Source organism: Thermodesulfovibrio hydrogeniphilus (genome assembly GCF_054657355.1).
In genome coordinates, this window is the sequence record NZ_BAAHYW010000001.1 from 1,158,019 (window position 1) to 1,172,226 (window position 14,208).

Genomic DNA, 14,208 nt, shown 5'->3' on the forward strand with positions numbered 1-14,208 from the left:
AACAATTACATTCATCAAAAAAGGAGGTCTTTTCATGTCTGAGGCAAGCTCAAAGCTTAATCTTAACCCAAATGCAATAGAGGTTTTAAAGAGAAGATATCTTAAGAAAGATGAAGAAGGAAAGATTATAGAGACACCTGAGGAACTCTTCAGACGAGTTGCAAAAGCAATTGCCCAAATTGATGCTTCCTATGGAAAAACAGAACAAGAAGTAGCAGAGACTGAGGAAAAATTTTATGAGCTTATGACTTCCTTTAAATTTTTGCCAAATTCTCCTACCCTTATGAATGCAGGAACTCCTTTGGGACAGCTTAGCGCATGCTTTGTAATTCCTGTTGAGGACTCAATGGAGGGAATTTTTGATGCAGTAAAGTATGCTGCAATTATTCATAAATCTGGCGGTGGCACGGGTTTCAGTTTTTCTCGTTTAAGACCTAAAGGAGATGTTGTTGGCTCAACAAAGGGAATAAGCTCAGGTCCTGTATCTTTTATGAGTGTTTTTGATTCTGCCACTGAAGCAGTAAAACAGGGTGGACGAAGAAGAGGAGCAAATATGGGACTTCTTCGGGTAGACCATCCTGATATCCTTGAATTTATCACATGCAAGGATGACATTACTAAATTTACAAACTTTAACATCTCCGTTGGACTTACAGAAGAGTTCATGAAGGCTGTAATGAATGATGAAGAGTATGATTTAATAAATCCCCGCTCTGGCAAGTCTGTAAAACGTCTTCGCGCTCGAGAAGTTTTTGATTTAATTGTTCATCAGGCTTGGAAAAATGGAGAGCCGGGTATTGTTTTCTTAGACAGAATGAATGCAGCAAATCCAACGCCAGAAATAGGTGAGATTGAAGCCACAAATCCATGTGTTACAAAGGACACTTGGATTATGACTGCAGAGGGCCCAAGACAGGTCAAAGACTTAATTGGAAAAAAATTTACAGCAGTTGTAAATGGAGAAAAATGGGAAAGCACATCTCAGGGATTCTTTTCAACTGGAATTAGGCAGGTTTTCAGATTAAAGACTAAAGAAGGCTTTGAAGTTCGTTTAACTGAAAATCATCCTGTAATGAAAGTTAAAAAATCAACAAGATATAAAACTGAGGCTGAATGGACAGAAGTAAGGTTTTTGAAACCGGGAGATAAAATTTTGCTTCACGACCACAGAGCATTTGATGGATGGGAAGGAAAATACTCAGAAGAGGAAGGTTATTTAATAGGACTGCTTCTTGGTGATGGAACAATTAAAAAGGATACAATTGTTTTATCATCATGGGGAGAGGATTCTGGAGCAGTTTCAGTAAGGCAATATGCCTATGCTTGTGCCTGTGGCATTCCACATAGAGCTGATTTTAAAGGATGGCAATGTATAAGTGACAGGAGTGAATACAGGCTTTCTCTTGGTTATCTTAAAACTCTGACACAGGACTTAAATATTTATGAGGAAAAAACAATTACTGAAGAGATTGAAAAGGCATCATCTCAATTCTGCAGAGGGCTTTTAAGAGGACTTTTTGATGCAGATGGCTCAGTTCAGGGAAACCAATTAAAAGGAATAAACATAAGACTTTCACAAAGCAATTTATCAATTTTGAAAGCTGTACAGAGAATTCTTCTAAGGTTTGGTATATATTCAAAAATTTATGCAAATCGCAGAGCTGAGCATTCTGCTTTACTTCCTGATGGAAAAGGCGGAAAAAAACTCTATCAATGCAAGGCTCCGCATGAACTTTTTATTTCTGGCGAGGATGTATTTGTCTTTTACGAAAAAATCAATTTTGCCGATAAAGACAAGGCTGAAAAACTTGCAAGGCTTATTAAAAATTACAAAAGAAAACCAAACAAAACAAGTTTTATTGCGAAAGTTGAAGAAATCATCGCAGATGGTATTGAGAAAGTTTACGATGCATCAATACTCGGCATAAATGCCTTTGATGCAAACGGTTTCTATGTTCACAACTGTGGAGAGCAACCCTTACTGCCCTTTGAATCATGCAATCTTGGCTCAATAAATCTTTCAAAGATGGTAAAGGATGGACAGATAGACTGGGAGCTTCTCAAGGATACTGTGTGGAAGGCTGTTCATTTTCTTGACAATGTTATAGATGCAAACAAGTATCCCCTTGAAATAATTGAAAAAAATACAAAAGCAAACAGAAAGATCGGACTTGGTGTAATGGGCTGGGCAGATATGTTAGCTCAGCTTAAAATTCCATATGACTCACAAGAGGCTCTCCAACTGGCTGAACAGGTCATGAAATTCATTCAGGATGAAGGAAGACTTGCATCAGTAGAGCTTGCTCGGGAAAGAGGCACATTTCCAAATTATGAAAAAAGCATTTACTATGGTAAAATGCCTCTTAGAAATGCCACAATTACAACCATTGCACCAACAGGAACATTAAGCATAATAGCTGGATGCTCCTCAGGCATTGAGCCCTTTTTTGCTCTTTATTTTGTAAGAAATGTTATGGATGGAACAAGACTTGTTGAGATCAATCAATATTTTAAAGCAGAGATGGAAAAGCTTGGGCTTTGGTCAGATGAGCTTGCAGAGAAAATAGCTGAAAAAGGTTCAATTCAGGAAATGGACGAAATTCCAGCAGAGCTCAAAAGAATTTTTGTCACTGCCCATGACATCTCACCTGAATATCATATACGCATGCAGGCAGCATTTCAAAAATATGTTGACAATGCAGTAAGCAAAACAGTCAATCTTCCAAATCATGCAACAGAAGATGACGTAAAGCAGGTATATCTACTTGCCTATGAGTTAGGTTGCAAGGGAGTTACTGTGTATAGAGCAGGTTCACGTGTTGGACAGGTTATTCAAAAGGCAAAGGAGCAACAGGAGAGTCAGCAAACCCTCAAGCCTCGCAAAAGACCTGAGCTTTTAGTTGGCGTTACAAGACTTATGAAAACAGGCTGTGGCAATCTTTATGTGACAATTAATAAGGATGAAAATAATAATCCCTTTGAGGTATTTACAAACATTGGCAAAGCAGGTGGATGCGCAGCATCTCAGGCTGAAGCAATAGGAAGGCTTATATCCCTTGCACTAAGAAGCGGAATAGACCCTGAGCAAATAGTTAAGCAACTCAAGGGTATTTCCTGTTATGCTCCAGCATGGACAGCTCAAGGAAAGATAACAAGCTGTGCAGATGCTATTGCAAAGGCATTGGAAGCAGAGTTAATGGATAGTGGATTGTTGATAATTGCCCGTGAAAAGACCACTCAACAATTAGCCATAAGCCAAGAATCACAACCTGCCAACAATCGCAAAAAAAATGCAATTCACTACGGCGCATGCCCTGAATGCGGTGGTCAGCTTTCCTATGAAGAAGGATGCGCAACATGCCACAGCTGTGGCTTTACCAAATGCGAGTAAGTTAAAATTAAACATGAAGACAAAAAGGGAATTAATAATAGTAGGTGACAGGGTTCTTGTTGAACCCGATGATAAAACTGATAAAACAAGTGCTGGTCTTTTTTTGCCTCCCTCAGTTAAGGAAAAAAACAAAATCATGGGAGGAAGGGTTGTCAAAGTAGGTCCCGGTTATCCAGTTCATGACCCTTCTTTAATTCTTGAGGAGCCGTGGAAACAAAACAATGCTGAGCCAATCAGATACATTCCTCTCCAAGCTCAAGAAGGAGATTATGCTTTTTTCATAAAAGATGCCGCAATTGAAATAATGTTTGAAGAGAAAAAATACTTTATTGTTCCCCATTCAGCCCTCGTTGCACTCATAAGAACCAGTATCTTGGAGGATGTGGATGATAGAGGATTTTAAGTCCACTGATGTCTGGAGAGTTTTCAGAATTCAGTCTGAGCTTGTTGAAGGCTTTGAAACACTCTCTGGAATAGGACCTGCGGTTTCAATCTTTGGAAGTGCTCGGTTGAATGAAGAAAGTTTTTATTATCAGGAAGCTTTTAAAGTGGCGAGAGTTTTAAGTGAGCACGGATTTTCAATAATAACAGGTGGTGGTCCGGGAATAATGGAGGCGGCAAACAAAGGAGCAAAGCTTGGAAAAGGCAAATCCATTGGACTGAACATTGAACTTCCCCATGAACAACATCCTAATAAGTATCTTGATATTTCCCTTGATTTCAGATATTTCTTTGTCAGAAAATTGATGTTTATCAAATACTCCATTGGTTTTGTTATTTTTCCTGGTGGTTTTGGAACATTTGACGAGCTCTTTGAAGCTTTAACTCTGGTGCAGACTGGTAAAATTAAAAATTTTCCTGTTGTTCTGTATGGCTCTGACTACTGGAAAGGACTTATTGACTGGCTTAAAAATTCTCCTATGAGAATTGGAGCAATCAGCATAGATGACTTTAATCTTTTTGTTATGATAGACAACCCGGAAGCAGTATATAGTTATTTTATAAATCATTTGACCCGATTAAACATTCCTTTGCCTCAGCTTATATATTAAAGCATGAACAACTTAAAATCTCTCAACGAAAAGCAAATTCAAGAGATAATTCAAGAAAATTCACTCCCTTCTTACAGGGCTAAACAGCTAATCCGATGGATTTACGAAAAATATGCATCAGATATTGATGAGATAACAGAATTTTCAAAAAAATTAAGAGAAACTCTTGCAAAAAATTACTACATTGGCAATCTTAAACTGATAGAAAGAATGATATCCTCTGATGGAACGCAAAAGTTCCTCTGGCAACTTGAAGACGGACATACCATAGAGTCTGTTTTAATTCCTGACAAAGAAAGGCTCACTTTGTGTATTTCCTCTCAAGTTGGTTGTCCTCTTAAGTGCAGATTTTGTCTTACCGGGAAAATTGGATTTAAAAGAAACTTGATGGCATGGGAGATTGTTGACCAGTTCATACAGGTAAGTAAACTTTTGAAGGATGAAGGCAGACAAATTACAAACATTGTATTTATGGGCATGGGAGAACCTTTCCTAAATCTTGAAAATGTTATTGAGGCAATTTGGAGATTTAAAAACTTCATAAAATTTTCACCAAGAAGAATTACTGTTTCAACAGCAGGAATAATTCCAAACCTAAAATCAATTGTTACACAGTTACCTGTTAAGCTCGCAGTCTCGCTAAATGCTCCTGATGATGAAAAAAGAAGCTTTCTGATGCCAATAAACAAAAAATATCCTCTTTCTGAGTTAATAGAAGCTTTAAAAAAATACCCTCTTAAGCCGGGACAGAGAATAACCTTTGAGTATGTAATGATAAAAAATGTAAACACCACTGAAGAAGATGCTTTTAAACTTGCCAAACTCCTAAAAGGTATACCAAGCAAAATAAATCTTATTCCCTTTAATCCGTGGAAAGGATGCGAGCTTGAAAAACCTGAGGAAGAAGAGATTTTGAGATTTCAGAACATTCTTATTTCAAAGGGTTACTCTGTTTTTATAAGAAAAAGCAAAGGTAGTGACATTCTGGCTGCCTGTGGACAACTTAAGGCTTTATATGATTAATTAAACGCTGTTTTATGGCTTAAGTGGCTCATTTCCATTGCATTTTACAAAAAATTTTTGAAACTTTTATAATAAAGCAAATATCTTTTGCCGGAGGGCATTTATTTTTAAGAGGTGATTTATGGATAAGGATAAGTTAAAGGCTTTGGAGATAGCAATATCTCAGATTGAAAGAAATTTTGGCAAAGGCGCTATTATGCGACTTGGAACAAAGACTCAAGCAGAGGGTATATCTGTTATTCCTACAGGTTCTCTTTCACTTGATATAGCAACAGGTGTTGGAGGATATCCAAGAGGAAGAGTAATAGAGATTTTTGGTCCAGAGTCATCGGGAAAAACTACCCTCGCCCTTCATGCAATAGCAGAGGCACAGAAAATGGGCGGAGTTGCAGCATTTATAGATGCAGAGCACGCTCTTGATGTAAATTATGCAGCAAAGCTTGGAGTTAACATTGAAGACCTTCTCGTAAGCCAACCAGATACAGGAGAGCAGGCTTTAGAGGTTACAGAAACTCTTGTCAGAAGCGGTGCTGTTGATATAATTGTTATTGACTCTGTTGCAGCATTGGTTCCAAAGGCAGAAATTGAAGGAGAAATGGGAGACTCTTTGCCCGGATTGCAGGCAAGACTTATGAGTCAGGCATTGCGTAAACTTACAGCAGCTATATCAAAGTCAAATACAGTTGTCATTTTCATAAACCAGATTAGACAAAAAATTGGCGTAATGTTTGGCAATCCTGAAACCACGCCGGGAGGAACAGCCCTTAAGTTTTACGCATCCATGAGGCTTGATATAAGAAAGGCAGATACTCTAAAAGAGGGACAGGATATAACAGGTTCAAGAGTAAAGGTAAAGATAGTAAAAAACAAAGTAGCGCCACCTTTTAGGCAAGCTGAGTTTGATATATATTTCAATGAGGGTATTTCAAAAACAGGTGAAGTTCTTGACCTCGCAGTTGAAAAGGGAATTATAGAAAAATCAGGTGCATGGTATAATTATCAGGGCTCAAGGTTTGCTCAGGGAAGAGAAAATGCAAAGGAATATTTAAAAACTCATCCAGAGATTTTTAATGAAATATACGCAAAGGTTTTAGAAACTTACGGACTAAGAGCAGCAAAGGCTTCTGAAGGTGAAAAAACAAAATGATGCACTAAAGATTGCATTAAGGCTTTTAAGTTTAAGAGACAGGACAGAGGCTGAATTAAGAGAAAAGCTTCAAAGAAAAGGGTTTGGAGAGAAGGATATAAAGGATACGATTGAATATCTTAAACAAAAGGGCTTTGTAGATGATGAAAAATTTATTCAAAGGGCTGAAAAAATCGCTGAAGACAGGCTTTTGGGAGAAATGGGATTGAGAATTTATTTCATTCGGAAAGGAATTGATAAGGAAAAGCTTGAAAAACTTCCCAATATTGACGAGTTTTCAATAGCTAAACGGCTTCTTCAAAGAAAGCATCATCTTTTTAAAGATGTTACACCTGACAAAAAAAGGGCAAAAATTACAGGCTTTCTTTTAAGAAGAGGTTTTTCTTGGGATACGATAAATAAATGTCTTAATGAAAATTTTAACTAAAGGAGGTTTTGCATGAGAGCATTGATTTTTTTATTAACTGCGGTTTTTGTTTTTGGCTGTGCTTCTCAAGGTGTGAGATATACTTATGATGAGATTAAACACTATCCTCCAGATATTCAGGAAAGAATTGCTAAAGGAGAAATAGCTCTTGGAATGACAAAAGAGCAGGTGAGATTTGCATGGGGACCTCCTTCTTCCATAAGAATCCTTACTCCTGAAAAGGGAAAACAGAGGGAGGAATGGGTTTATTCATCTTCTTTGGGACTTTTAAAATCAAGGCTTATATTTGTTGATGGAAAACTTACCTACATAATAAGCAATGAACAAAGAATAGTGGGTGAGGAATAATTTATGCAAAGTTCTGAAATAAGAAAGCTCTTTCTGGACTACTTTATCTCAAAGGGACACGAATTAGTAAAAAGCTCACCTCTCATTCCCAAAAATGACCCAAGCCTGCTTTTTACAAATGCAGGAATGGTTCAATTTAAGAGGGTTTTCTTGGGAGAGGAAAAAAGACCTTACACAAGGGCTACAACCTGTCAAAAATGCATGAGAGCTGGTGGCAAGCACAGCGACCTTGAGAATGTCGGTTTTACTGCAAGGCATCATACATTCTTTGAAATGCTTGGGAACTTCTCCTTTGGCGATTATTTCAAACAGGATGCCATACTTTTTGCATGGGAACTTTTAACTGAGTATTTCAAACTTCCGAAGGAAAAACTCTATGTCTCAATTTATAGAGATGACGATGAAGCAGCTCAGATTTGGGAGAAGGAAGTTGGTATTCCTTCTGACCGAATTGTCAGGCTTGGAGAGAAAGATAACTTCTGGCAGATGGGAGATACAGGACCATGTGGACCTTGCTCAGAGATAATCATTGATCAAGGTGAAGACTTTGGATGTGGAAAACCAGACTGCTCAGTTGGATGCGATTGTGACAGATACCTTGAGCTTTGGAATTTAGTGTTCATGCAGTACAACAGAGATGAGCAAGGAAATCTTCATCCCCTTCCAAAGCCAAGTATTGATACAGGAATGGGACTTGAAAGAATTACTGCAGTGAAGCAGGGCAAAAAAACGAATTTTGATACAGACCTCTTTGAGCCAATAATTTCTGAAATCTGCAATGCCTTAAATGTCAGCTATGGCAAGGAAAGAAAAGCTGATATTTCAATAAAGGTTATTGCAGACCACATTAGAGCTGCGACTTTTCTAATTGCAGAAGGACTAATCCCTTCTAATGAAGGCAGAGGCTATGTGTTGAGAAGAATTATAAGAAGAGCAGGAAGACACATCAGGCTTTTAGGCTATGATAAGCCTGTTTTTTATAAATTTGTTGAGCCTGTTGTTTTTAAGCTCGGAGATGTATATCCTGAGATAGTCACGGAAAAGCAAAGGATTGAAAAGGTCTTACAGGTTGAGGAAGAGAGATTTATCAAAAGCCTTGAAAAAGCTGAGAATGTATTTAACGAAATAATTGAAGAACTCAAAGCCTCTGGGTCAAATGTTATCTCAGGTGAAAAGGTATTTAAGCTTTATGACACATTCGGACTTCCCTTTGACCTCATACGGGAAATGGCTCAGGACTCAGAGTTGCTTATAGATGAAGACGGGTTTCATGAGGAACTTAACAAACAAAGACAAAGGGCAAGGGCATCCCAGAAGGTTGAGGAAGTAGCATTGCTTGATGCTTATAAAGACTTAAGCCTTAAATCTGACGAGTTTAAATTTGTAGGCTATTCAGAATACGAAGTTTCTACAAAGGTATCTGCTTTAATAAAGGATGGAAAAAGGGTCAAAGAGCTCGGCACAAACGAGGAAGGTGAAGTCTTTCTAAAAGAAACGCCTTTCTATGCTGAGTCAGGTGGACAGGTTGGAGACACAGGCATAATAGTTTCTCCGAAAGGTAAAGCAGAAGTTTTGGATACAAAGAAGATTTTGGGACTTCACTGTCATAAAGTAAAAGTTCTTGAGGGAGGCATTAAAGAGGACGATGAAGTATTCGCAAGGATTGATATAGAAAGAAGAAACGCAATAAAGAGAAATCACACAGCAACCCATCTTCTTCACAGTGCTTTAAGAACAGTTTTGGGAGACCATGTCAAGCAGGCTGGAAGCCTTGTTGCACCTGACAGGCTAAGATTTGATTTTACCCATTTTGAAGCAGTAAGTGATGAACAACTCATAGAGATAGAGCAGATTGTAAACGAAAAAATCCTTGAAAACCTTCCAGTCACAATAGAGATTAAAGCTCTTGATGAGGCTTTAAAGGAAGGTGTTATTGCTCTCTTTGAAGACAAATACGAAGATGTTGTAAGAGTTGTTAAGGTTTTAGGATTTAGTAAGGAACTTTGCGGAGGAACTCACTGCCAGAGCACAGGAGAGATTGGAAGTTTTTACATCTTTTCAGAAGGCTCTGTGGCTTCTGGAATAAGAAGAATAGAGGCTTTTACAGGGCTTGAGGCTTGGAAATATGCAAATGCAGACAGGGAGCAACTAAAAACCATCTCTGCTATGCTTAAATCATCAGAGCCTGTGCGTGCAGTTGAAAGGCTAATTAATGAACTTAAAGAAAAGCAGCAAGAGATAGAGGCATTGAAGAATAAGCTGATTACCCAAAACATAGATGAATTTATAAAGCAGGCAAGGGAGATAAATGGAGTAAAAGCACTTGCGTTGAAACTTGAAGGAGTAGATGCAAAGAGTTTAAGAACCCTTTCAGACAAAATCAAAGAAAGGCTTCATCCTGCAGTTATTTTGCTTGCATCAAAAAAAGATGGACAAGGAATACTCATTTTATCAGTAACAAAGGATGCCCAGAATAAATACGATGCTGGAAAGATTCTCAAAAACATTGCCGCAAAGATTGGTGGAAAGGGTGGTGGCAAACCAGACATGGCTCAAGGAGGCTGTCCAGATGGAGAAGCCATTGACAAAACGATAGAATTATTCTACACGGAGCTTGCAAACTATTAATCATGAGTGAGACAGAAAATAAAAATTCAACATCTAACATTCAACATTATTTAAGACTCCTTCCATCTGTTGACAAAATTTTAAAGCATCCTGAGATTCATAATCTATCAGATAATCATTCCCATGCAGTTGTCAAGGAAAGTGTCAAGGAAGTAATTGAAAAATTAAGGAATGAAATCTTGCGGGGTGCAACAATAGAGATAGACGAGCAGAGTATTATTGATAGAGTAAAAAATGCTTTAAAGAAAAAGCAGAGATACTCGCTTATCCCTGTAATAAACGCAACAGGTGTTGTGATTCATACAAATCTTGGAAGGGCAATTCTGCCAGAAGAAGCAGTCAGACATGTAGTTGAAGTTGCAACATCCTATTCAAATCTTGAGTATGATTTAGAAAAGGGACAAAGGGGAAAAAGATACACTCATGTTATAGATGCAATAAAAAGATTATTAAATGTTGAGTCTGCTGTAGTAGTTAACAACAATGCAGGTGCTGTTTTTCTTTCTCTTAATACCCTTGCAAAAGGAAAGGAAGTAATAGTCTCAAGAGGAGAACTTGTTGAAATCGGTGGTTCATTCAGAATTCCTGATGTAATGGCACATTCAGGTGCTATTCTTAAAGAAGTTGGCACAACAAATAAGACAAAGATAAATGATTATAAAAATGCAATAAATGAAAACACATCCCTTCTTTTGAAAGTGCATCGCTCAAACTTTAGAATTATTGGCTTTACAGAAGAGGTTTCTATCAATGAGCTTGTTGAACTTGGAAGACAAAGGGGAATACCTGTAATGGTTGATCTTGGAAGCGGATGTTTCATTGATATGAAAAAATACGGATTAGAAGAGCAAACTGTGCAGGAAGTATTAAAAGAGGGTGCAGATTTGGTTACTTTTAGCGGTGATAAACTTCTTGGTTCAGCCCAAGCAGGCTTTATAATAGGAAAAGAAGAGCTCGTTGAGAAAATATCAAAGAATCCTCTAATGCGAGCTTTAAGGGTTGACAAAATGACACTAGCAGCCATTGAAGCAACTCTAAGGCTTTATCTTGATGAGGAAACTGCATTGAAAAAAATTCCTACATTAAGGATGATAACAGAGCCTGTTGAATTTATAAAAAAGCGTGCTATGAAGATAGCAAGAATTCTAAAGAAACAAGGAGTTTTTGCAGAAATAAAAGAAGATGTCTCAATGCCCGGTGGAGGCTCACTGCCAGAATTTGGTATTAAGACTTATGTTGTTGCAATAAAACCAAAAATTATTCCGCAAGATTTTACAAAAAAACTTAGGGAAACAGAGCCTCCTGTTATTGCAAGAATAAAGGATGATTTTGTAATTTTTGATACAAGAACTGTTCAAGATCACGAAATATCTTTACTTGTAAGGGCAGTAAAATCTGTAATGACCTCCTTATGAATCTGAGAGAGCAATATCAGGAAATAGAAAGAAAAATTTTGCATCCAAAGGCAAAATTAAGTTCTCAAACTCGTGGAAGAATTAAATCGGAAGAGGAGGATGATGTAAGAACGCCTTTTCAAAGGGACAGAGACAGAATTATTCACAGCAAAGCCTTTAGAAGACTAAAGCATAAAACACAAGTCTTTATCTCACCGCAAGGTGACCATTACAGAACCAGACTTACCCATGTGCTTGAAGTATCCCAGATTGCAAGGACTATTGCAAGAGCTTTAAGGCTTAATGAGGACCTTGTTGAAGCTATTGCTCTGGGTCATGATTTAGGACATACTCCATTTGGTCACGCAGGAGAAGCAATATTGAGGCAGTTGCATCCGGGTGGATTTGAACATCATAGGCAAAGTCTTCGGGTTGTTGATGTATTAGAGAAAAATGGGAAAGGACTTAATCTTACTTTTGAAGTAAGGAATGGAATTCTCAAACATTCAAAGGGCAGAGGTAAAATATTCAGTGATGAACCCGCAACGCTTGAGGGACAAATTGTAAGGGTTGCAGATATAATAGCCTATCTCAATCATGACCTTGATGATGCTTTAAGGGCAGGGATTTTAAAGAAAAATGACATCCCCAAGGAAATAATTAAAGTCTTTGGAGATAGACACTCAAAGAGAATAGATACAATGGTAAGGAATGTAATTTTTAGCACAATCAATAGGGATTATGAGAAAATTTGTATGTCAGAGGAGATGGAACAATATCTTTACATGTTTAGAGAGTTTATGTTTGAAAGAGTTTATCACAATGAGCTTGTTGTAAGGGAAATAGAAAAAGCAAAAAGGGTGCTTGAAAATCTTTATAATTATTACCTTGTAAATCCGCATCTAATCGGAGCAGAGAGTCTTGAAGAAAAAAAACTTCATAGAAAAATTTGCGACTTTATTGCTGGAATGACTGACAGATATGCCATGCATACCTTTGAGCAAATTTTCATTCCAAAGAGCTGGGTTATACCGTGATTAAAGCTTTTCCATCACTGGGAGACTCTGAACAAATTTCATCGTTACTGCGAGCCTCTTTTTTTTTTGTCATGTATGTTAGATATATGGAGATAGCGAGATACCTTAGTCCTAAAGCAATCCAGTCTTTTTATGAGATTGCCACGCCTGCCTGTCGTGGCTGTGTCGCAATCTCCCAATTCTCTTAAATCAGTCTGCTTTGTGCAAAAATTTTGTAGAATTTTCAATGTGTTTTGAAAAGCCTTGAGGAGAAAAATCTGACAAAAAAGGGGTTATGACACAGCCACCTGTCGCTTCGCTCGCAATGTTCCGTGTTAATTTGTCAAGTATTTTTTTCCATTCATTGCAATTTCTTCATTGTATGGTATCCCACTTTTTAAAACTCCATATACCTGCCTTATTAGTTTATGGGCTACTGCTATCAATGCCTGCATCTTGCTCTTGCCCCTTTGTATCATCCTCTCATACAATGCTTTGCATGCCTTATTATATCTCATCGCTGACATCGCTGCCATATACAATATCTTCCTTATATATGCACTCCCCTTCTTCTGTATCCTCCCCTTTTTCTTTACACTCTTGCCCGATTCATAGGAGGTTATAATAAAATTGTGTCTATTGTGCAGATATTTTTTGGATTAGAGGAAAATGGGAACTAAAAAGAATAATAGCACAAAAAAAAACAATTTATGGAATAACCTTAAAAAAGGAGGAATGGGAAGTGATAAGGCAGTTTGGGCTTGAAAATTTTATTAAAGAAATTGCAGAGATGCCACCTCAGGAAAGCATTAAAGTTTTAGCTGAGATGCTTTTTAATTTATTGATGAAGAAAGAAAGAGATTTTTTTGTAGAGGCAGACTCTGACAACAAATCAAATGGGTTTTATCAAAGACAGCTCGGATGTATGTTTGGAAATTTAAATTTGTCAGTGCCAAGAGACAGACAGGGAAGATTTCGCTCCGCAGTGCTACCACCTCATTGGAAAAGATTTGACAAAGATTTTGAGGATTTCATCCTAAATCTGATTCTGCAGAGTTACTCTCCATCAAAAATCAAAAGTCTTCCAGAAAAGCATGAATCTTCCATATTCTCCTGAGCAAATAGAGGAGTTAAAAGAGGAGTTATACAGTAAAGCAAAAGAATTAGTAAGCCGAGAACTGCCTTCTGATTGTTTTGCCCTATTTTGTGATGCATATCATACAGAGATGAAGGATGAAAGCAGAAGAATTCGTAAAGCAGTCATCTATACGGTTTTAGGGATATATATGCAGATGAAGAAAGATTTGTATGGGTATTATGTTTTTATTGGCTCAGAAAACAAAGGAGATTGGCTCAAGATATTTAACAATCTGATTAGCAGGGGATTGAGGAGAGTAATGATAATTGTCTCTGATGATTTTCCAGGGCTTAGTGAGGCTGTAAAGACCTTATTTCCTCAAACTGACCATCAACTTTGCCTTGTTCATATGCAAAGAAATATTTACAAAAATATGTCAAAGGCTGATGCAAGGCAGTTTAGTGAAGAGATTAACAGAATAAAACACATAGGCGATTATGAGGATACTGTCAGGGAATTTGAAGATGTGCTAAAGAGATTTGAAAAGAAATATCCTGCCTATATAAAGATGCTAAATAGCAAGAAGGAGAATTATTTTTGTTACAAGAAATATCCAGAAGAGATAAGAAAGCACATATATACAACGAATGCGGTAGAGAATATAAATAGCAGGCTGGAAGTCTTAAGGGTAAACTCTGGAGGAT

10 protein-coding genes and 2 pseudogenes are annotated in these 14,208 nt (G+C 37.5%); 11 read left to right on the forward strand and 1 reads right to left on the reverse strand.

Annotated features, from left to right (window positions below):
- Positions 1–34 precede the first annotated feature (34 nt).
- From ACYQ3P_RS05800 to ACYQ3P_RS05845, 10 genes are all read left to right on the forward strand, one after another.
- Entirely contained in the window at positions 35–3,391 is a 3,357-nt protein-coding gene (locus tag ACYQ3P_RS05800) for an adenosylcobalamin-dependent ribonucleoside-diphosphate reductase (protein WP_460176996.1), read from the forward strand.
- A complete protein-coding gene (locus tag ACYQ3P_RS05805) occupies positions 3,339–3,794 on the forward strand; it encodes a co-chaperone GroES (protein ID WP_460176997.1) in 456 nt (151 codons plus the stop codon). Before ACYQ3P_RS05800 ends, ACYQ3P_RS05805 begins: the two co-directional genes overlap by 53 nt.
- The gene (locus ACYQ3P_RS05810) at positions 3,778–4,443 is read left to right on the forward strand and encodes an LOG family protein (protein WP_460176998.1); all 666 of its coding nucleotides are present in this window, start codon (positions 3,778–3,780) and stop codon (positions 4,441–4,443) included. The genes ACYQ3P_RS05805 and ACYQ3P_RS05810 overlap by 17 nt, the downstream gene beginning before the upstream one ends.
- A 3-nt stretch (positions 4,444–4,446) precedes the next feature.
- A complete protein-coding gene (gene rlmN, locus ACYQ3P_RS05815; protein WP_460176999.1) occupies positions 4,447–5,466 on the forward strand; it encodes a dual-specificity RNA methyltransferase RlmN in 1,020 nt (339 codons plus the stop codon).
- 121 nt (positions 5,467–5,587) lie between these two features.
- Positions 5,588–6,613 (forward strand): recombinase RecA, encoded by a 1,026-nt coding sequence (recA, locus tag ACYQ3P_RS05820; RefSeq protein ID WP_460177000.1) that lies wholly within the window; start codon positions 5,588–5,590, stop codon positions 6,611–6,613.
- Positions 6,597–7,040 (forward strand): regulatory protein RecX, encoded by a 444-nt coding sequence (locus ACYQ3P_RS05825; protein WP_460177001.1) that lies wholly within the window; start codon positions 6,597–6,599, stop codon positions 7,038–7,040. Before recA ends, ACYQ3P_RS05825 begins: the two co-directional genes overlap by 17 nt.
- A 12-nt stretch (positions 7,041–7,052) precedes the next feature.
- Positions 7,053–7,388 carry a hypothetical protein gene (locus ACYQ3P_RS05830; protein WP_460177002.1) on the forward strand — a complete coding sequence of 112 codons (336 nt, stop codon included), beginning with the start codon at positions 7,053–7,055 and terminating at the stop codon, positions 7,386–7,388.
- Between the two features lie 3 nt (positions 7,389–7,391).
- Positions 7,392–10,016 carry an alanine--tRNA ligase gene (gene alaS / locus ACYQ3P_RS05835; protein ID WP_460177003.1) on the forward strand — a complete coding sequence of 875 codons (2,625 nt, stop codon included), beginning with the start codon at positions 7,392–7,394 and terminating at the stop codon, positions 10,014–10,016.
- Between the two features lie 2 nt (positions 10,017–10,018).
- Positions 10,019–11,431 carry an L-seryl-tRNA(Sec) selenium transferase gene (gene selA / locus ACYQ3P_RS05840; protein ID WP_460177004.1) on the forward strand — a complete coding sequence of 471 codons (1,413 nt, stop codon included), beginning with the start codon at positions 10,019–10,021 and terminating at the stop codon, positions 11,429–11,431.
- The gene (locus ACYQ3P_RS05845) at positions 11,428–12,447 is read left to right on the forward strand and encodes a deoxyguanosinetriphosphate triphosphohydrolase (protein WP_460177005.1); all 1,020 of its coding nucleotides are present in this window, start codon (positions 11,428–11,430) and stop codon (positions 12,445–12,447) included. Before selA ends, ACYQ3P_RS05845 begins: the two co-directional genes overlap by 4 nt.
- A 314-nt stretch (positions 12,448–12,761) precedes the next feature.
- Here the strand turns inward: ACYQ3P_RS05845 and ACYQ3P_RS05850 are convergent.
- Positions 12,762–13,040 (reverse strand): annotated as a pseudogene (locus ACYQ3P_RS05850) (transposase); the annotation flags it as partial.
- 230 nt (positions 13,041–13,270) lie between these two features.
- Here ACYQ3P_RS05850 and ACYQ3P_RS05855 point away from each other — a divergent pair.
- Positions 13,271–14,198 (forward strand): annotated as a pseudogene (locus ACYQ3P_RS05855) (IS256 family transposase); the annotation flags it as partial.
- Positions 14,199–14,208: the final 10 nt, after the last annotated feature.